18 protein-coding genes, 1 tRNA gene and 1 pseudogene are annotated in these 18,519 nt (G+C 60.0%); 13 read left to right on the forward strand and 7 right to left on the reverse strand.

Features of this window, described 5'->3' with window-relative positions; translation table 11 throughout:
• The first annotated feature begins 131 nt into the window (after positions 1–131).
• Both fmt and truA read left to right on the forward strand, forming a co-directional pair.
• Positions 132–1,040 carry a methionyl-tRNA formyltransferase gene (fmt, locus tag GGQ90_RS17475; RefSeq protein WP_188083259.1) on the forward strand — a complete coding sequence of 303 codons (909 nt, stop codon included), beginning with the start codon at positions 132–134 and terminating at the stop codon, positions 1,038–1,040.
• 4 nt (positions 1,041–1,044) lie between these two features.
• Complete coding sequence (gene truA / locus GGQ90_RS17480) at positions 1,045–1,803, forward strand: tRNA pseudouridine(38-40) synthase TruA (protein ID WP_188083260.1); 759 nt, start codon at positions 1,045–1,047, stop codon at positions 1,801–1,803.
• Here the strand turns inward: truA and GGQ90_RS17485 are convergent.
• Positions 1,776–2,720: a GGDEF domain-containing protein gene (locus GGQ90_RS17485; protein WP_188083283.1), complete on the reverse strand. Its 945-nt coding sequence runs from the start codon at positions 2,718–2,720 to the stop codon at positions 1,776–1,778. The two genes, truA and GGQ90_RS17485, sit on opposite strands and share 28 nt — an antisense overlap.
• Positions 2,721–2,864: 144 nt before the next feature.
• Entirely contained in the window at positions 2,865–3,575 is a 711-nt protein-coding gene (locus GGQ90_RS17490) for a queuosine precursor transporter (RefSeq protein WP_188083261.1), read from the reverse strand.
• A 96-nt stretch (positions 3,576–3,671) separates the two neighbouring features.
• On the opposite strand from GGQ90_RS17490, the gene GGQ90_RS17495 reads away from it, so the two are divergent.
• Positions 3,672–3,748, forward strand: a tRNA-Arg gene (locus GGQ90_RS17495).
• A gap of 151 nt (positions 3,749–3,899) precedes the next feature.
• On the opposite strand, the gene GGQ90_RS17500 is transcribed toward GGQ90_RS17495, so the two are convergent.
• Together GGQ90_RS17500 and GGQ90_RS17505 are read right to left on the reverse strand one after the other, a co-directional pair.
• The gene (locus GGQ90_RS17500) at positions 3,900–4,154 is read right to left on the reverse strand and encodes a hypothetical protein (RefSeq protein ID WP_188083262.1); all 255 of its coding nucleotides are present in this window, start codon (positions 4,152–4,154) and stop codon (positions 3,900–3,902) included.
• A gap of 15 nt (positions 4,155–4,169) precedes the next feature.
• A complete protein-coding gene (locus GGQ90_RS17505) occupies positions 4,170–5,003 on the reverse strand; it encodes a hypothetical protein (protein ID WP_228167293.1) in 834 nt (277 codons plus the stop codon).
• 28 nt (positions 5,004–5,031) lie between these two features.
• Here GGQ90_RS17505 and GGQ90_RS17510 point away from each other — a divergent pair, with 28 nt between their 5' ends.
• The 5 genes from GGQ90_RS17510 to GGQ90_RS17530 all read left to right on the forward strand — a co-directional run bounded on the left by GGQ90_RS17510 (position 5,032) and on the right by GGQ90_RS17530 (position 9,000).
• Positions 5,032–5,445 (forward strand): ArsR/SmtB family transcription factor, encoded by a 414-nt coding sequence (locus GGQ90_RS17510; protein ID WP_223178313.1) that lies wholly within the window; start codon positions 5,032–5,034, stop codon positions 5,443–5,445.
• A gap of 51 nt (positions 5,446–5,496) precedes the next feature.
• The gene (locus GGQ90_RS17515) at positions 5,497–6,540 is read left to right on the forward strand and encodes a hypothetical protein (protein WP_188083263.1); all 1,044 of its coding nucleotides are present in this window, start codon (positions 5,497–5,499) and stop codon (positions 6,538–6,540) included.
• A gap of 129 nt (positions 6,541–6,669) precedes the next feature.
• Entirely contained in the window at positions 6,670–7,863 is a 1,194-nt protein-coding gene (locus GGQ90_RS17520) for an RNA-guided endonuclease InsQ/TnpB family protein (RefSeq protein WP_246428288.1), read from the forward strand.
• A 109-nt stretch (positions 7,864–7,972) separates the two neighbouring features.
• On the forward strand, positions 7,973–8,674 hold the full coding sequence (locus GGQ90_RS17525; protein ID WP_188083265.1) for a pirin family protein: 702 nt from the start codon (positions 7,973–7,975) through the stop codon (positions 8,672–8,674).
• A gap of 62 nt (positions 8,675–8,736) precedes the next feature.
• Positions 8,737–9,000 (forward strand): hypothetical protein, encoded by a 264-nt coding sequence (locus GGQ90_RS17530; protein WP_120249365.1) that lies wholly within the window; start codon positions 8,737–8,739, stop codon positions 8,998–9,000.
• A gap of 169 nt (positions 9,001–9,169) precedes the next feature.
• Here the strand turns inward: GGQ90_RS17530 and GGQ90_RS17535 are convergent, their stop codons facing one another.
• Positions 9,170–10,351, reverse strand: coding sequence for a hypothetical protein (locus GGQ90_RS17535; RefSeq protein WP_188083266.1), 1,182 nt, complete (start codon positions 10,349–10,351; stop codon positions 9,170–9,172).
• A gap of 313 nt (positions 10,352–10,664) precedes the next feature.
• Here GGQ90_RS17535 and GGQ90_RS17540 point away from each other — a divergent pair, with 313 nt between their 5' ends.
• The 4 genes from GGQ90_RS17540 (at position 10,665) to GGQ90_RS17555 (ending at position 16,732) form a co-directional block, all read left to right on the forward strand.
• On the forward strand, positions 10,665–11,471 hold the full coding sequence (locus GGQ90_RS17540; protein ID WP_188083267.1) for a hypothetical protein: 807 nt from the start codon (positions 10,665–10,667) through the stop codon (positions 11,469–11,471).
• Between the two features lie 168 nt (positions 11,472–11,639).
• Entirely contained in the window at positions 11,640–13,904 is a 2,265-nt protein-coding gene (locus GGQ90_RS17545) for a Mu transposase C-terminal domain-containing protein (protein ID WP_188083268.1), read from the forward strand.
• A gap of 87 nt (positions 13,905–13,991) precedes the next feature.
• Positions 13,992–14,876, forward strand: coding sequence for an ATP-binding protein (locus GGQ90_RS17550; RefSeq protein ID WP_343053868.1), 885 nt, complete (start codon positions 13,992–13,994; stop codon positions 14,874–14,876).
• A 5-nt stretch (positions 14,877–14,881) separates the two neighbouring features.
• Positions 14,882–16,732 (forward strand): TniQ family protein, encoded by a 1,851-nt coding sequence (locus tag GGQ90_RS17555; protein WP_343053870.1) that lies wholly within the window; start codon positions 14,882–14,884, stop codon positions 16,730–16,732.
• Here GGQ90_RS17555 and GGQ90_RS17560 read toward each other — a convergent pair.
• On the reverse strand, positions 16,729–16,908 hold the full coding sequence (locus GGQ90_RS17560) for a hypothetical protein (protein WP_188083271.1): 180 nt from the start codon (positions 16,906–16,908) through the stop codon (positions 16,729–16,731). The genes GGQ90_RS17555 and GGQ90_RS17560 overlap by 4 nt on opposite strands.
• Positions 16,909–17,149: 241 nt before the next feature.
• On the opposite strand from GGQ90_RS17560, the gene GGQ90_RS29840 reads away from it, so the two are divergent.
• The gene (locus tag GGQ90_RS29840; protein WP_009821115.1) at positions 17,150–17,341 is read left to right on the forward strand and encodes a DUF6771 family protein; all 192 of its coding nucleotides are present in this window, start codon (positions 17,150–17,152) and stop codon (positions 17,339–17,341) included.
• Positions 17,342–18,321: 980 nt separating this feature from the next.
• Here the strand turns inward: GGQ90_RS29840 and GGQ90_RS17565 are convergent.
• Positions 18,322–18,444 (reverse strand): annotated as a pseudogene (locus GGQ90_RS17565) (ATP-binding protein); the annotation flags it as partial.
• Positions 18,445–18,519: the final 75 nt, after the last annotated feature.

Raw genomic sequence — 18,519 nt, forward strand, 5'->3', positions numbered from 1 at the left:
GCGATCTTGGAAATAGGCCTCTGGCAGATTTCAAATGCGGTGCCAGCCCGCTCCCCCACCCGGCCACCCGACGGCAGTATCTTGAGGGTGGCCGGGTGGGGGAGCGGGCTGGTGCGGGAAGCGGAAAAACTATGCGTATCATCTATATGGGTACCCCCGATTTCGCCGTTCCAGCGCTCGATGCGCTGGTGAAGGCCGGGCATGACATCGTCGCCGTCTACAGCCAGCCGCCCCGTCCGGCCGGCCGTGGCAAGGCACTGCGCCCCTCCCCGGTGCAGGCCCGTGCCGAGCAACTGGGCATCGAGGTGCGCGCACCCGTTTCGCTGAAGGATGAGGCGGTGCAGGTGGAATTCGCCGCGTTCGATGCCGATGTCGCGGTGGTCGCCGCCTATGGCCTGATCCTGCCGCGCGCGATCCTGGCGATGCCGCGTCATGGCTGCCTCAACATCCACGGCTCGCTGCTGCCCCGCTGGCGCGGTGCCGCGCCGGTGCAGCGCGCGATCCTCTCCGGCGACAATGTCACCGGCGTCACCATCATGGACATGGAGGCCGGGCTCGATACCGGCGCGATGCGCGCCAAGCATGTTACCCCGGTGGAGGACAAGACGGCGGGCGAACTGACGGCCGAACTGGCGCAGGCCGGCGCAGATCTGATGGTCGATGTGCTGGACGATCTTGCCGGCCATCCGCCAGTGGTCCAGCCCGAAGAGGGCGTCACCTATGCCGCCAAGATCGACAAGGCGGAGGCGCGGATCGATTTCAGCCGCGACGCGCATCAGGTCGAACGCCAGGTCCGCGCCTTCAATCCCTTCCCCGGCGCCTTTTTCGAATATGGCGGCGAACGCTTCCGCATCCTCGCCGCCACGGTCGAGGATCATGCCGGGCCGGCGGGCGAGCTGCTCGACCACAGCCTGCTCATCGGCTGCGGCCATGGCGCGATCCGCCCGACCCTGATCCAGCGCGCGGGCAAGGCGGCGATGTCGGCGGGCGAATTGCTGCGCGGCTTCGACATGCCCACCGGCAGCCGGGTCGACGCCTGACCCGATGGCCCGTTTCGCCTTCACCGTCGAATTTGACGGCCGTCCGTTCATGGGCTGGCAGCGTCAGGCCCATGGCCCCAGCGTCCAGCAGGCGATCGAGGATGCAATCCATGCCGTCACCGGCGAGCGCGCGATCCTGCACGCCGCCGGCCGCACCGATGCCGGCGTCCATGGCCTTGCCATGCGCGCACATGCCGATGTCGAAAAGCCGCTGGCGCCGTTCCGCCTGATGGAGGCAATCAATGCGAAGCTGCGGCCCCATCCGGTCGCGATCCTCGCCTGCGAGGAAGTCGCTCCCGACTGGCATGCCCGCTTCTCCTGCCTCGGCCGCGCCTATATCTATCGCATCGCCAACCGCCGTGCGCCGCTGACCCTGGAATCAGGCCTCGCCTGGCGCGTGATCCAGCCGCTCGACGCCGATGCGATGCACGACGCGGCGCAGATTCTCGTCGGCCAGCATGATTTCACCACCTTCCGCTCGGCCCACTGCCAGGCGGCCAGCCCGCTGAAATCGCTGGCGATGCTCGATGTGGAGCGACAGGGCGATCGCATCGCCATTCGGGCGGAGGCGCGCTCCTTCCTCCATCATCAGGTCCGCTCGATGGTCGGCTGTCTCGCCATGGTCGGCATGGGCCGCTGGAGCGCGGAGGATCTGCGCAATGCGCTGGAGGCGCGCGATCGCGCGCGGCTGGGGCTCAACGCGCCGCCCGACGGCCTCTATTTCGTGCGCGCCGATTATAGCAGCGCGGTGGTCACCAGCTGATTCTTGCCGGCGCGCTTGGCCGCCAGCATCGCCTCGTCCGCACGCGCCACGATGCTGTCCAGTTCGATGTCATCGTCGGGGATCAGGGTGACAAGGCCAAAGCTGCCGCTGACACCGCCATGCGCGCCGCCCAGCGTCATCAGCCCGATGCGCAGCGCCTCGCCCAGCTCGGCGCCTTCCTCGTCGACCAGCAGCACGAACTCGTCGCCGCCCATCCGCGCCACGACATGGCGGGTGGCGACCATATCCTCGATCAGCCGCGCCACATCGACCAGACAGCGGTCGCCAGCACTGTGCCCGCGGCTGTCATTGAGCTGCTTGAACCCGTCGAGGTCGAGGTAGATCAGGCTGACGGCGCGATGCGTCTCGGCCGCCTGCCGCAACAAGGCCCGCGCCCGCACCACGAAGCCGCGGCGGTTGAGCAGGCCGGTCAGCGGATCATGGACCGCATCGAAATGCGCCTGCCGCATCTCCGACAGATCCTCCACCACCGCGACATAGAATTCGGGCTGATCCCGTTCGTCGCGGACCAGCGCCACGGTCAGGTTGATCCAGATCAGCGACGCATCCGCGCGGATATAGCGCTTCTCCAGCGTATAACGCTGCAACTCGCCCCGATGCAGCCGGCCAAGCAGCGCGACATCGGCATCCAGATCATCGGGATGGGTGATCTGCTGGAAGCCCAGCCGCATCAGCATCGCGGCGGGATAGCCGGTAATCTCCTCGAAGCGGGGATTGACGGTCAGGAAGGTGCCGTCCAGCGCGACATGGGCGATGCCGACGGGAGCATGCTGGAAAGTCGCCTGGAAACGGCGCTCGGCATTGGCCAGATTGGCCTGGATCGCCTGCGCTTCCTGGCTCAACGCCCGTGCGACATGGGTCAGGCGGTCGATCCGGCTGACTGCATCCGGCGTCATCACGGGATCGCGATCAGGGTCGATGGACTGGACGGAGGCAATAGGCACGATCAGCGACGATTCTTTCCTGGCTTGTTCCGCTCGTCCTGCGCCAAACTAGGTAAAGACTCTCTTTAGATTACATAATTTACTGCCGCCAGCGCTTCAGAGTCTGGTGCGAAACGGAGTGAAATTCGTGCCTGCGTCATAGACGTCGAGCCCTTCGCGCAGCTTGAGGCCGTTCACCACCACATAGGTGACCGGCGTCAGCACCGCTTCCCAGCCGACCTTCATCGCCCAGTTGGTGACCATCACGGTCAGCACCTGCGCCGTGCTCCAGTCGCCATAGAAAGCAAGCGGGTAGAAGAGCAGGCTGTCCACCCCCTGCCCCACCACGGTCGATCCGATGGTGCGCATCCACAGATGCCGACCCTGGGTGATGATCTTCATCTTGGCCAACACGAAGCTGTTGGCCAGTTCCCCCGCCCAGAAGGCCACGAGCGAGGCAAAGACGATCCGCCAGGTGCTGCCGAACACCGCCTCATAGGCTTTCTGGTCGGGCCAGCCCTCGGCCGGCGGCAAGGCTACTACCACCCAGCTCATCAGCGCCATGAACAGCATCGCGGCAAAGCCCGCCCAGACGCAGCGTCGCGCCCGCGCATAGCCATAGACCTCGGTCAGCACATCGCCGATCACATAGCCGAGCGGAAAGAAGAGGATACCCGCACCGAAGGTCACACCGCCCAGCGACGACAGCTTGGCCGCGCCGATCAGGTTGGACAGCAGCAATATGGCGACGAAGGCCGCCATGAAGAAATCATAATAGCGCAGCGGCCGTGCCCCCAGCACGGTCGCGTCGATTTTCCGTATACCCACGTCGCTCATCCTTCGGTGCATATCCCGCCGACCGGCGATTGCAACGGCTGCGAAAGATTGCGCCGCGGCCCAAGCCCCGCTATCGCTCCCGCGCACGGCCCCGTAGCTCAGTTGGATAGAGCATCCGCCTTCTAAGCGGATGGTCGCAGGTTCGAATCCTGCCGGGGTCGCCAATCACGTTTCGGTTGTCAGTAAGACTGCTCCTTTACTTCATTTTCGTGATCCTCTGAGCGGCGAGAATGGCCAATTTCGGCCGTTTCGGTTTTAGAGGTTCTAGCGAAGTAGGCGGTTTTCGCCGTCAGCGAGGAGTTAGGAACGTCCCATTCAGGACGGCAAATCGACCCGATCGAGTATCCTCTTGAGCAACGTCCAAGGCCCATCCCGGCGAGGATGTGACGATATTTGCACCCGGGTATCTATCCCCTGCACCCCTAGTCGGCGGTTTTCGCACTGGACGATCCGAGCGGTGTAATCGCTGACGTCGGCCAGCCTACTCTCGTTCTCGATCTTCATCTGAGCGATATCGAAGGCCGTTGTTTCGTCGCCACCTGGCCAGATTGTGATCGTGACGATCATCATGACCTGCGCGCCTCTCTACGGCGCGAACCTAGATTCGAGCTGCAGGTCCAGCCCTTCAGCCAACGCACTTTGAGGATTGCTGGCTACCATCGCCAAGATCGCCCCCATCGCGTCCGACACCATAGAGACCGCCAGCGGGTTGCTCGCGTCGTACCCTCTGCGGACCTCAGCCTGGTCCGCCAACTGTCTTCCATAACGAAGTCTGAGCAATCCTCTCGCCTCGGCGAGATCGCAGGCCATCATCGCATGGTAGACATGGTGGATCTGATCCACCCGCACATCGACGATCGTCGCGGTGTACAGCGTCCGACCATGGCCGGCACTCTCCCGGTCCCTGCCGGTATTCCAGAGCCCTCCGGTCGTCGCCTCCCCCGACATGTAACCGTCGCTACGGAGGATTTGGTCGACCAGATCACTGGGCGTTCCAAGCTCCAAGTCCAGGGCATGAAACATGATGCATCTCATCAACCCTGGCGCGGTCAGGCACGCTTCCAGCGGTCGCGCCCCGCCGAACGGAGGCTGCGAGCTATAGAGCCAAGCCAATGGATCGGACTGCAAGCTGTCACGCTCGAACCGAGCGCCGGTTTCGACGGCCGCGATCACGAGGCGGTCTACCATCTTGTAGGTCAAGTCGAATGAAACATCGTCAGGGCTATCACTGGCCAGCGGATCAGGGCGTCCCAACAGAGCTGAAGTGGTGAAGTAATCCAGCGCTGAGCGCTGGGTCCGTGCAGCTATTCTCTGTTCGTACATCTCGTGCGTCAGCATTGCGAAACCCTTTCTGTCACCATCCTTTTCAAGAGAAGCCTGCGCGAGTCGCACGCTCCATTTATCGACTTGTACATTCATTTCAATGATTCTGGAATTATAGAATTGAATGGCGTTCGATTTCCTGTTTCAACGGACGTCTCAACGGACATCAGCCGGCACATTCTTGATTTGGCTGACGGATCTGTCCGTCACTAACCGTTTGACCGGTTGGGATGGATCGCTGATAGTCTGGCCCATGGACTCATCAGCAATGGTCGAGGCCCTGGCTGCGCTAGGGCAACCGACTCGCCATGATATCTACCGCCTACTCGCCCGGGCGCCTGAAGGCCTGCCGGCGGGAGAAATTGCGCGCCACCTCAATGTCGCTGCAAACACGCTATCTTCCCACCTGGGAATTCTATCGCGTGCCCACCTGGTCTCCTCGCGCCGTGCGGGAAAACAGGTGATCTATCGGGCTGATACAGCCGCAGCGTCGTCCATCAGCACATACCTCAATGGTCTGGCCTCAGTGACGCCCTGAATTTTCTGAATACGCTCAGCTTCGCTCCTCGAAACTCAGGAGTGAAGAAAAATGGAAGATCGCATTGCCCACTACATGGTGACCTTCACGCCTCAGCAGTGGCCGGAAGCTTACCGGCGCGCTCTAGAAGTCGAAGAGCTCCCAAGGAAGGGCAGTCGGCGAATGGCAGCAGCTGTTACCGCTGCCGCCACTCGGCTGGGGTATAAGGAGCGCAACTTCTTCAAGATCATTCGGGCGTACAAGGACTCGCTCCAGCTGAACGATCAGGTTCTGTCCAACTACCCCCGTCAGCTTCCTGCTGAAACGAGCGCAGCTCTCGAAGAAGCCATCGCGCACGCCGGCCCGGGCGCTCGGCCAGGGGCGATCCAGTCTGCCGCCGAAGCCTTGTGCGAGAAGCGTAAAATAAGTCCACCAAGCAAACGGGCAGTCCGCACGAGACTCAATCTGCCCATGGAAGTGACCGATATCGCGTCCTACACCGGCATGAATGCCGACTACGCCATCGATATGTCGCCACTCGATGTGGCGGTCGATGGCCCCGATAACATCCCCTATCACGCTGTCCTCACCGCGTTCATCGACGTCAGCCGTGGTATCGCTCTTGCCCATGTGGTGACTGCAGATAGGCCAACTGCCGACGACATCCTCCAGTTGGTCACCGAGGCCGCTGAACAGATGAGTTCCGCATCACCCGCACGCACGTCTTTGGCAATATACCGCAACGCTCCTGTCGATGACCTACGCACGAAAGCCCAGTTGCGCTCGATCGGCATCGCCAAGTCAGACGTTCAGGTGGATTCTCGTCGGCCAGGATTGGCCCTCACTGCTATGTTCGGCACCAAGCTCGGCCGCGTGCCTCTCAATCCGCGCCGCAATCCTTCAATCCCATTCGCAATTCGCGAAACTCTGCCTCTGCCTGTCGTGCGTCCAGCCGTTGCTCTGCTTTTGGAGCGCTATCACGCTGGCCTGCAGATCAATCGCGAGGCCGAGCCCGCCGTATCAGCCGCGGCAGCGATCCAAGCGATTACCAAGGGGCCAACGAAAGCAACGCTAACTGAGGTCGCCTATGCCCGACCTCTGTCCCCGAGCAGGTAGCACTTTAGCAGCAGGCGGGATTGTCGCAGCGCGCTGGCTGAATGGGATACCAACCGTCATTCCCCCTTCCGCCTGATTGATTTTCGAACATCCACCTTGCGTTAACTTTTGCGCGTCACATGCAAGCACATGTTCTTGCAGTATAAATTTCCGATCGAGCCAAGTCGGGCGCAACATGCGCGCCTGGCGTCGATCCTGCAGCTGCAGCGAAATTTGTACAATGACGCCCTCCAAAACCGGCGTGCAGCCTTTCAACGCGGCGTTCATCTCACATACGAAGACGATACCAAGTCTCTCCCTGCGTATAGAATGGCCAACCGCCAGCATACTGCCCTGCCCTGGGGCATTAACAACTGGACCTTGCGCTGCGTCGATACCGCAATGACGAGGTATCGCGATCGCCTGACGGCCAACCCCAACGCCGGGTTCCCGCGCTTCCGCTCCGAAGAGCGTTGGCGCAGTTTTGGCGTCCACGGCGTACGAGGCTGTGTCGTCGCGGACGGCTACCTGTCGGTCGATGGCATCGTGGGCAAATTGCGGGTGCGCATGCATCGCCCGTGGCCAGCTGACGCTCGCCTCGCCGGACTTACCTTCACCCGCAGAGCGCGTCGATGGCATGTCACAATCCTGGTTGATTACAAAGCCGGCGGCCAAGAGCACCAAAATCCTGGTAGCGCGTGTGGCGTCGATCTCGGCATAGATCACCTGGCATCGCTATCGGACGGCTCGCTCTTCAACGATACAGCCCGATGGACGACTCAAAATGCTGCGTTGCGGCGGGCCCACCGGGCACTGGCGAGATGCCAGAAAGACTCCCGCCGAAGCAAAAAGCTGCGCGAACGCCGAGACCGCGCCAGTCAAAGCGTGATAAACTGCCGTTCCACGCGGCTGCATCAGATCTCGGCGGCGATCACCAATCGGTTTGAAACGATCGTGGTCGAAGATCTCGACCTCAGGCAATTGTCCTGTCCATCACGCACACGACACCCGTCAGATGGCGCCGGTGCGATCGCGACGCGGGAAAACGGTCAAGTATTGGCGGAGGTGAGACCAAAGCGCCTTCTCGAAATGATCCGCTACAAAGCTGAAAAGGCTGGCGGCGCGGTCATCATTGTGGATCCGAGACGCATTGCGCCAACGTGCAATGCATGCGGATCACCATCCTCTGAAAGCAATGACGGTGAGCGGCACATCTGTGCCTGCGGCGTCGATGTCCCACGAGGCACCAACAATGCAATCAACATCCTTGCGCGCGGACTCTCTGCGCATGCGGCCGCTTTGGGTCGCAGGGTGGGCAAGGCTTTGCCCAACGCCAGCGTCTAGCTGCGCGTCCACCCGGAAATGCAGCGCAGTTGCATAGCAACTGCCTGTCCAAAGCTTGAGGGGATTTTTCAAACCCGCTTTAGCCACACCTATTCGCACTGGAACCCTGATGATCGCCTTACGCCCGGCCCGTGACTTCGGCATATTCCGCCTGGAGCATTTCCAAAGCCTCCAGCATTTCGGGCCTGAAAGCTGTGGCGGACACCCGATGCAGTGGGGCGATATGATCATGTGGAATCAGGAGGCGATCTCTCCCCGTGCCGGACTGCCGCAAACTCCGCATTCCGACACCGAGATACTGACCTACGTCACGAGCGGAATGCTCTATCACGAAGATAGCCTGGGCAATGTCGGGGCGCTTCAAGCAGGCGATTGCCAAGTCATATCCGCTGGTACGGGCGTCGCTATCCGGCGCGGCAATCCAGACGAGGCCGACCCGGTCGAATTCGTCCAGATCTGGCTGATACCCAACCATCAGGGCGGCGAGCCCTTCTCTGTTGTAAGGGGGTTCGCTGACGATCGTGAGCAGGGCCAGTTCGCTACATTAGCCAGCGGGTTCGACAATGAAGGTAATTCACTGCCGATGCGAGCCAACGCCCGTCTATCGCGAGTTGTGCTGGCTGATGGCGGCGCTACGGATTACCGCTTTGAGGCAGGCAATTTCGGCTATGTCGTGCCGCTCTCCGGAAGGGTGCAAGTCGGCGATGTGATTGCCGACCGCAATGACGGTATCCTCATCAATGATGTTGAAACCGTTACAGTGACCGCCATGGGACACACGATCGCGCTTCTTATCGAAATGGCAGAGTAATATTGAGAGGCCAAAACTGGCATTCCAGCAATCCGGCGCAATACATAAGGTAGCAAAAACATATGAGTCAGTCAGATTTCGACATCTTAATTGACAGCTTTGCCTACGCTCTCGCCATGAACCGCAAGATGCAGGCGCGTTATGCCTCAGACGCGCCCGTTATTCAGGCCATTCCGTCAACGAGCGCAGGTCAAGAATGGCGAGCGCTTATCGACCGCCTGAATGCCATCGATCCCGATGGCGGGTGGGGCCGACTTAAAATAGGCAGCGTAGAATTTGTCGCCGTCAAAGGGACTAGCGAGATCCCAGGCTCACAATGGCTTTGACATTTAGGTAGGATCCTGCGGCGGCTACGCAGCACCTAACAATCTGTCTACCAGCCTCAAAGCTCGCATATGTACGGCCATCACGGTCGAGAAACTCGAGTGGGGCATGAAGTTGAACAGCATTTCAGTCTGATCCACTCCATGCCGCACTACCGATTAATAGCTTCGATCAAAATTCTGGCCGCATCACCACATCGCGGAATAGCGCCGTGATCGCGCTCGCGCGCTCTTCACGCATGCGCTGCGACTTTTCGACCGTCGGCTCCACCTGCTGCCACTGGCTTTCGTTCCAGCGCATCGCCTCCACGAGCAACGCCCGCTCTATGATCTCCTGCTCAATCCCCTCGCTGATCGAGCTGCTGAGAGGAGCCCCCTCCTCTGTAAACCGCGGTTTGAACTGATACGGCCCCAGCGTGTCGCCCAGGTAGCGGACCAGCTGTGTGCCGTGACGCCACTTTCCGCCTGCATGAATGTCAAACGACACTCGGCGGTTGAAGACCCGAAAGCGCTTCTGCAACTGCTTGCTCTGCCGCGCCCCGCCTGGAGGCGCGATAAAGTCGATCGACTCCACGCGATCGAAATGCACCTGCGTGTGCTGCACGAGATGGCGCATGAGGTCGTCATCCATATTGCGGGTAGCGCGCATGAGCCCGTCTTCCGGAATCAGCGGATCGCCCACCCCCAATCCAAGGATCATCCTAGAGCTGGTATCGACAATGAACGTAGCCGTAGCCAATTCCACCCGGCCGCTGATCTGAACCATCACATCGACTGCGGTCTGGTCCACCAGGATCTGAAGACCAGCAGCCCCAGCCGCCGGCTCTGCGACACCTTCCCGGCGGAGTACCTTTATGCGTCGCTGGATCGAGGATGCAGACGGAGGCGCCTCGCCCGCGTCCGCGCAGGATTCAAATATCCAGCGTATGATCGACGCGGGCGAAGCCGCGGGCTCATGCTGCAGTTTCCAGCGCAGCGCACGCTCGGCAACGGGTGCGAAGCCTTTCTGTGCTGGTGCCGCGACAGCCTTCACCCGGAAGCTCGGTGACAGACCTCGTGTCGGGCCCAGATCCTTCAGCTTCTTCAGCAGTCGGTAAAAATTGCGCTGCTCCATATCGAGCGCGCTGCACGCGTCGCCCACGGGCATGGGGTCATCGTCGCGAAGATAGAGGTCCATCGTCCTCAGTCTGGCGATCACCGCCTCCCGCTTAGAATCATCCAGAGACAGGAACAGGGCGTACTCTGATTCGCCAGAAAAGCCTGAAGCGGCATGCCGTTTGACCAACTCCTCGTCAGTTTCGAGGGCCGACCGGTCCGAACCAACGTCGCGCGTGCCGTTTTTCTTACTGTTCATCCATGACTTATTAGAACAGTAAGGCACGCATCGTCAAGTGAGTTGGTCACGATACTGTGCAGTTGAAACCACATTCCTGTTGCCATCACGGTCATTTTAGCGTTCCTAAATGCACAGTATCGTGACCAACATGGAGACAGTGCGATGACGACTAAACCGCGAAGTGCAGATCGAAACAACCTCGTTTCAATCGTTTATACAGAGTATCTGATCGAGATCATCCGACATTTTGAACGACAGCAGCGCGTTAAGACGTGGAGTCGTTCTCGCTCCAAATGGCCCAACAGCAACCGTCGCGGTTGGACGTTCTGGCATGACTGACGCGTATGAAGAACTGGCTGAGATCGACGTTCGCGCCGCTATCAACCTCATGCTGCGCAACCCGTCATACGAGCCTTCCGCTGGCCGGTTGCGCGCCGAAACCTTGCTGAGGAAGCACAACAGCCTGGTCAACACCATGGCTCGCATTGTGGTCGCCAACGACAATGGATCGCTCCGAACAGTCTCTGGCGGAACGCACCATGCGAGCGGCTGGTACCCTTCCGTGAAGGTCGGCCGCACACAGCATTATGAGAGCCTGCATCAGCTTGCACTGATCGAGCGATGCGAGACGGATCCCAATGTTGTCCACTACCAATCAGAAGCTCGCCGCTTCGAATTCATCCTGAGGAAGAAGGAGCGGTACACAAGCGACGTCGACATACTGGACGCCGATGGACGCCTAGCGGTCGTCGAAGTCAAAGGCGACGATGCGGACCTGCGAGATCCAGAATATCGGCTGAAGCTTGCCGGCGTCGCAGAGATTTGCCGCCGGGTAGGCCATGAGTTCCGCATCACCTTCGGTTCCGAAATTTTCGAGAACAGCCGCCACCGCTTCAACGTACGCCTCGCCAGCTCGATGCGCCGCACGGCCATCTCATCGTCGCAGAAGCGGCTCGTCGAAAGCCTCCGCAGCAAAGGCGATGACATGCAGTTGGGTGAATTCGCTGAGCTGATGGCGCCCGGAAATTTTGTCCAAGGGCGGGCAATCACTTTCGCCATGCTGGTGAGGCGCATCGTGTCGCTCGATCTCACGCAGCATCTCATCGATGAGATGCCTGTCAGCTTCATCCGATCATAGATCAAATACCCCAGGAAGGATTCAACCATGACCTAGAGTGAAATCATAACTGCCTGACGAACCCGCAGGCACCCATCACAACAGAAGCAATGCCATTCGCAGCGTAGAAATATCTACTGCTGATGGATTTTGCGCGCCCTCAGAATGCCCAAATCTCGGGAGAGATACGTGAATTACTTCCCCTATAAGCTCAAACGCAATCAGCTATACAGTATCGAAGGTCAACCCTGTGTTTTTACATCACATGGATATGGCACCCGCCTGAACTTCGAGCACGCCGCCACAGGCAAGCCCGTCGAATATATCGATGACGCCGGCGTCGTCCGTCCAATGGACCAGGATCGCTTCCGGACGCTACTTCAGAACGGTCAATTCTTCCAGATGGCAGACCGTGGGCAGTCGCCGGCCAAGAACAAGATCGCTGAATCACATCTGACGCCTGCCGAATGCGAGGAACTCGACGCCGACAGCGCGCTCCGGCTGGCAACGTTACGGCTGCTCGATCGGAACGGCGTAATGACCGGCGTGAAGGCAATCTCTGAAGGACTTGCCGAGCACTGGACCCCCGAGCTGCACACCAAATATGGCGAAGCACCCAATCCGCACACCGTGAAACGCTGGATGCGGAAGCGCGGTAAAGTCGGCGACCGCGATGCTCGTGAGGCCATGAGCGCCCAGGGGCGCCATTGCCATGATGATGATGGCATCCGCATGGAAATCCGCCAGCGCCTGGCTTTGACCTACTATGTGTCGAAGAAGAGCGTCACCGATATCAATGTGCTGACCAACGCTGAGATTAGCCGCGTCAACGATGACACTTCGCTCGAATACGAGATGCCTACGGAGCCGCTCCTCCCGGTGAGCCTGAGCACCACATATCGCGACATCAAAATGCTTGAGTGCGAACAGACGGTTGCGGCCCGCCACGGCAAGCAGGCGGCCTACTCTCGGTGGCGAGGCGCAGGGAAAGGCCATGAGGCGGAGCGTCCTCTGGAATTCGGGCTTATGGATCACACACCCATACCCGCTCTCCTCGTCATCGACGTGGAACGCGCCATCATCCTGGGCCGCCCCACTTTCTCCGCACTTGTTGATGGGTTCAGCAGGGTCGTGCTCTCGCACATGCTGTCCTTCAATGCTCCATCATACGCCACCGTGTCGGAGTTGCTTCGCCGGTCTGTTCTGCCCAAGATCGTGCCGCCGATCATCAAGAACAAGCACCCTGAAGCCCAGGACGTCTGCGGCCTGTGCAGCACATATCACGTGGATGGCGGCATGGAATTCCGCAGCCACGATATGGAGAGCATGAGCAAGGCGACCGGTGCAACGGTCCGCATCAGTGGTCGGAAGAAGCCGCGCGAACGAGCCCTTGTTGAGCGCATCTTCCTCACCATCCACAATTACGTGTCATCGAAGGTGGCCGGCGCCCATCTGCCGATCGCCCTCTCCCGCGAGTATGATTACGACCCCGCCGTGGATGCCGTGCTGACGCTCGACGAACTCGAGGCACTCATCATGTTCGCCATCGCGGTCTATCACACGACCCCGCATGGCGGCCTGAACGAGAAACAGCCTCTGCTCTGTTGGAAACAGGGCACCGCCCAGTACGGGATCGTTCTACCGCGTGACCCTCGCATCTTCGAGAAGGCCCTCCTCCCCAAGATCAATTCGCACCGGCTGACCCACGCTGGCATCGAGTGGAATGGCCTGCGCTTCGGCGATTATAAAGCCGTGCCTGACCTGCTCGCCGATCTTGTCCCTTTGGAAGGCAAGCGTCAGCGCCTGAAGAATGCCACTGCAACGGTGTCGTTCCGCTATGACCCGTACGATCTGCGCAAGATTTGGGTGATCAACCGCAAAACCAATCAGGACGTCGAGCTGTACTGCCAGACGGCCGGCTATACCGACGAGCCGATTAGCCTGTGGATGCACGAGCAGATCCGTGAGAAAGCCAAGGCGGAAGCCGCCGACTTCAACTCACGGGAATGGCGTGACGCCTGCCGCGCCGAGCTTCTCGACGCCATCGACCAGCTGACGCCCGAAGCCAAGGAGCGTGAACGCAAGCTTCTGGCCAAGCTGTACGAAAACAAGCGCATCCGCAGCATCACCGGTGAACTCGCCAGCCTGCAGCGCGAGCGCCCCGAGCCGGTCGAGATCCCGATCATCTATGCAGACGTGATCGAGCACGAGATGCACGATGCCGACACCCTGTCTCGTCGCCCCGCTCCACAGAAAGCTGCCCCTACCGCATCTAAACGGCGGAGCAACCGGCAGAAGGCGAAAGCTGCCAATGCCCGAGAGGCGACGCCCGAGGACATGCCGGATCGCGACCGACGTGCTCCTGCGCCGCCAGCCACCCCGGACGCATCGACCACCGACTCCGAACCACGCCGTGAACGCAAAAAGCGCTCGAACGACAGCAGCTACTTCTAACCCTTACCCGAAAGGCAACTCATGACTACCACTACATCAAACCCGCCCGTTGTACGGCCGAATGAAGCCGCTGCCCGCTCTCAGCGCGTGGCAGATGCCCGCAGCGCGTTCCGCCAGATCAAAATTGTTCATCCTCGCCAAGAGACTATCATTGCAGGGCTGGATGAGGTCCGGCGCTCTGGCATCGCCACCCGTGGCGAGCGGCAATATGGCATCACCCTCCTGGCTGAAAGCGGTTCCGGCAAAACGACAGCAGCCGAACATTTCCGGGACGGCATCGAACGCCTGGGCGAACTTCCCGAAGGCAGCCGGCCCGTCCTAATCGTCAAGCTCATGAGCACCGGCACCGCCAGGTCGCTATTCTCTTCCATCCTGCAGGCTCTGGACGACCCCTTTTATGACCGCGGCACCGAACCCAACCTGCACAAACGCGCCGTGCAAGCCATCAAACGGGATAACGTGCAGTTGCTCGTCATCGATGAAATCCAACATCTGTCGCGCCGGTCATCGGCCGCAACCCATGTCACGGATAGCCTGAAGACGTTCCTTGATTCTGGCCTTGTTCCTATCGCCTTTTTCGGCACCCACGACGCGGACAAGCTGTTCCAGTCCAGCCACGAGTTGAACGGCCGGCTCTTCCCTCCCCTCACGCTTCCTCCGCTTGATTGGTGGGCGGATGACGATCGAGACCTATTCCTGGACTTCGTCGAAGACCTCGATACCGCCATGGTCGACAAGCAGATCATGAAGGTCGCCAGCGGCCTGGTCGAAGAGGACATTGCTCGCCCCCTTTGCCTCGCAAGCAGCGGAATCATCGGCCGCACCTGCCGCATCGTGGAAACGGCGGCGATAAATGTCGTGCGTGAAGGTCGGCATGCGATTACCCGCAACGATCTCGCCATGGCAGTGAACAGCTGGGCCATTGCCCATAGCTTCATCGACTATAATCCGTTCGTGGAGATCGAAGCTTGAGCCAAGTGAAATACCCGCTCGCGCCGATCGCTGGCGAAAGTCTCATGGGCCTTGTCGCCCGTGTGACTGCCGAGAACGGGTATCCACGGACGGGAACGCTGTTGTCCGAGGCTGGCTGGGTTTACGACAACAAGCCGACGGCGGCCACAACCAACGCCGAACAGCTACCGGCGCTGGCTGACATTCTGGTGGTGCCGTACCTCCAATTACTGCACCATGCCCACGGTCCAGAAGAAGGCAGCGCGATCATACATTGGTTTGGTGGACGCGCGTGGCAGAGCGAACTGCGAACCACCATCCGCCGATATGCACCGGCCAGCCTTGCCCTATCGGCTCATCATCGTGCGATTTGGCAGTTGGCCTCCGTCCCATTCTGCCCGGAAACCTTTCAGATCCTGCGCAGCGAATGTCACGAATGCGGCGTCACCCAACGGTGGCGGTATGCCAACGGCATTGCCACCTGCGACCAAGATGTCTGCAGCGCGGACCTGCGTGAGGGACCGGCCGAGTTCATCCCTTTCGAGATGCGCGACAATCTGGGCATCTATGCTGGCCTCTTCAGCCATGATTCCGATGTACGTGCCGCTTCGCGATCACAGTTTCCTGACCCGATTGCGAGTTTGGAGCCGCACGACATTGCCGACTTGGCTTTGAAGCTCTCCCCCTGGCTAAACGACCAACTGCGCGGAAAATGGCTGACCAATCCTAACCTTACAATGGCGGTCGTCAGCGCGCTTCATGACGCTGTAACGCTGCTGCGCCAATGGCCCATCGTTCCAGCCCAGCTACTTCCAACTCCAGGCGAAGGGGACAACTGGTCGAACAAGCTGGGGCACGCCGTCAAGCAAGCCCGGATCGGCCGCTCCTCGCCCCGCGTCAAAGCCCTGTTCGCGATGTTTCTACATGGCCTGCAGCAAGAGCAAACCGATCTCAGTCAAAGCCCTGATCTGACCGACCTCCCGTCGGCCGACGAGGGAAATGACATAGTTGAACTGATCTCCGCCAAATCAGCCGTGCGTGTACTGCGCGAGACGGATACCATCATTGCAAAGCTTCGCGCCGCCGGCGTCTTCAAGCTCACCGACGTGCGAGTTCATGGCGTGGTTAGACCGTTCCATGATCCCGAAGAAATCGAGGAACTGGCACGTACCAAGCCTGACCGTCTGCCTTTGACCGCCGTGTCGCAGTCAACTCAGTTGCCCCGCTATGCCATAGCGCAGTTGATGGAATCTGGATTGCTCGCCCCGCTGACCCACCCTTATTGGGAGGCGCGATATGGCGTCCGCAATACCACCACGCAGGCCTGGGCGGCATTCGAGGCAAAGATCCAAGCCAAAGCCGATCCCGCTATGATTGACGGCGTTCCGCTGCAAATCGCAGCACGAGCTATTGGCGGTCGCGCCAAGCCCTGGGCCGGCATCTTCGCCTGGCTTCTGGGGCCGGATAGTCGATTTGGTCTGGCCCCCGAGGCGACGGACCTGTCCCACCAAATACTAATCCCGGCCGAACTCATCGACACTTTGCGGATGTTGGAAAACCCGTTGTCCGGTGCCCATGTCGAGGATGAGCTATCAGGCGCCGATGCCAGCGAGATACTCAACCTGGCCACCAATCAGTTTCTCAAATTCGTCGCCACCGGCCGCATACGTCGCCACGGTAAAGCATATCTCGCAGCGGATGTTCTTCAGGCTGCAGCAGAGATCATAGGATCGGTCGAGATCGGCTACAGGATGGGATTGCCTCCCCAGTCAGCACAAAAATGGGCGCGGAAGGTCGGTTTGCCGACGATACATGATGCGGGCTACTGCCGCATGAGCTTCGCCAAGATCATGAAACAAGGCGCTTGGTCAGCCTAGACGACGCCCGCGTCGCGTGAGCGATCCTCGATCCGGGCCAACATAGCAAGCTTGCGCGCTGTTCGGCGCGATCCGCTATTGCGCATGGCGTCGGTACGCTCTGGGGTATCGATGATGCCCAAGACAGCCTTGCGCTCGCGGATTCCCGCTAAAAGGTCTGAGAGGGTGATGATCATACCGCTCCATCCCTTCCGTGGATCCCGGTCCATCTTAGAAATGTGCAGCCCGCCTGCGACATCCCTGCTTCGGTACCGATAATATCCCATGCAAGATGCATGGGCCAGCTGCGTCCACGGCCCACGCATGATGTCTCACCGCCGCAAAGGGCCGACCTCCGTTGCGTCATGTCGACAAGCCCGATTGCCGGTAATCCACCGACCCTTGCCATGTTCTCTTTTTGTTCGCATATTGCTGCGCATGACACAGCCCGATTCTCTCTGGCTCGCGCAGAGCCTTCTAAACGCCCCTGGATGGGCACGAGTGGCACTGACGGCGCCGAACGAACGGTTACGGGAGCAGGCTGCGGTAGAATTGGCCCAGACGATTATCGTGGCCATGGAGCGTCAGCCGCCTCACTTTGATCGTAGGCAGATGACCCTTCCCCTCTGACGTGGGGGCGAACACCCCCCTACGGAACCTCGGCGATTATGCCCGCCGAAACGCCAATCTTTTCATCATCTGCAGATGCGGCCACTCAGGAGTAATCGATGCTGAAAAACTCAACCGCTGGTTCCTCGCGCATTGCTGGAACACCGCTATGGAAACCGTCGGATCGCATCTGCGCTGCACGCGCTGTCGGGGACATCCTAAACGATTTGCTCCAACGCCTCGACAACCGGACCGGCCTGACTGGATGAACAGCAAAGCAAGCTGGAAACGGCTGGTTCGGCGCCTGCGCGATTAGTGGCAAAATTCGCAAGTGCCTGGCAGCAGATCAAGCTGCAGGGGATTCTGTTTTGTCGTCCAATGCGTTGTCATGCGCACTATGTAGCGCTGTGTATGACGCGTCTCGCTCACTGGGATTTACCCGTCCTTCAAAACAGGCGATTTCCCGGTGTGTTTCGCCGAACACGTCCTGAAAATCTGCCACGACCTTTATCGTGATCGCGACAAAGGTAGCCTTCTCGAGCAGGGCCGCAACGCCATCCTGAGAACGCAATCCAAGCGGATATGATGTCCAGGAATCCGCCGAAGGTATGTCCTGCCGCCAGTGCGATCTTTCCAGGTCTGGTTCATCGCCAAGCATCATGCCGCGCTGAGTGTTGTCGCCATAAACAGCGACAATATGTGCGTTGTACAGCCAGCGTAACCGGCGCGCAGGCGATGCGCCAGAATTCTGGAAAGTTACCTTGGCAGTCAGATCGCCCAGCTCACTAAGCTTTGCCTCCACCGACTGAACCACGACATATGCGCGGGCCTGCGCCCGCCCATATTCCATAGCTATGCGGTTCGCGTCGGTGGCTGCCGATTCCGATGAAGCCGCCCCTCGTTTCCGAGATGATTGCGCCCCTTCGTTCCGAGATGATGTCGCCCCCCCGGAGACAGGGCCGTGCTGGCTACGTCTGTTGTTATTTCGTTCGTGCCGGTCGTCAAGCCTCTGAAGGGGATTTGACCCGGCGCATGCTGTCACCGTCGAGGTCCAGGCGGTGGGCGTTGTGGACGAGCCGGTCGAGGATGGCGTCGGCATAGGTCGGATCGCCGAACGTTTCATGATGCTGCTTTCCTGGAAGGGGTCATACTGTAATTTGGCGCTGTGAGCGCCTTTATTTGCTGGAGGGTCAGTTCCA

The sequence above is a fragment of the Sphingobium scionense genome (assembly GCF_014197035.1).
GTDB classification, from domain to species: Bacteria; Pseudomonadota; Alphaproteobacteria; order Sphingomonadales; family Sphingomonadaceae; genus Sphingobium; species Sphingobium scionense.

Bases quoted from the DNA above. Each gene is read 5' to 3' on its own strand.
- fmt (WP_188083259.1), top strand. From the start codon at position 132: ATGCGTATCATCTATATGGGTACCCCCGATTTCGCCGTTCCAGCGCTC.
- truA (WP_188083260.1), top strand. From the start codon at position 1,045: ATGGCCCGTTTCGCCTTCACCGTCGAATTTGACGGCCGTCCGTTCATG.
- GGQ90_RS17485 (WP_188083283.1), bottom strand. From the start codon at position 2,720: ATGACGCCGGATGCAGTCAGCCGGATCGACCGCCTGACCCATGTCGCA.
- GGQ90_RS17500 (WP_188083262.1), bottom strand. From the start codon at position 4,154: ATGATGATCGTCACGATCACAATCTGGCCAGGTGGCGACGAAACAACG.
- GGQ90_RS17505 (WP_228167293.1), bottom strand. From the start codon at position 5,003: ATGAATGTACAAGTCGATAAATGGAGCGTGCGACTCGCGCAGGCTTCT.
- GGQ90_RS17510 (WP_223178313.1), top strand. From the start codon at position 5,032: ATGGCGTTCGATTTCCTGTTTCAACGGACGTCTCAACGGACATCAGCC.
- GGQ90_RS17515 (WP_188083263.1), top strand. From the start codon at position 5,497: ATGGAAGATCGCATTGCCCACTACATGGTGACCTTCACGCCTCAGCAG.
- GGQ90_RS17520 (WP_246428288.1), top strand. From the start codon at position 6,670: ATGTTCTTGCAGTATAAATTTCCGATCGAGCCAAGTCGGGCGCAACAT.
- GGQ90_RS17525 (WP_188083265.1), top strand. From the start codon at position 7,973: ATGATCGCCTTACGCCCGGCCCGTGACTTCGGCATATTCCGCCTGGAG.
- GGQ90_RS17530 (WP_120249365.1), top strand. From the start codon at position 8,737: ATGAGTCAGTCAGATTTCGACATCTTAATTGACAGCTTTGCCTACGCT.
- GGQ90_RS17535 (WP_188083266.1), bottom strand. From the start codon at position 10,351: ATGAACAGTAAGAAAAACGGCACGCGCGACGTTGGTTCGGACCGGTCG.
- GGQ90_RS17540 (WP_188083267.1), top strand. From the start codon at position 10,665: ATGACTGACGCGTATGAAGAACTGGCTGAGATCGACGTTCGCGCCGCT.
- GGQ90_RS17560 (WP_188083271.1), bottom strand. From the start codon at position 16,908: ATGATCATCACCCTCTCAGACCTTTTAGCGGGAATCCGCGAGCGCAAG.
- GGQ90_RS29840 (WP_009821115.1), top strand. From the start codon at position 17,150: ATGACACAGCCCGATTCTCTCTGGCTCGCGCAGAGCCTTCTAAACGCC.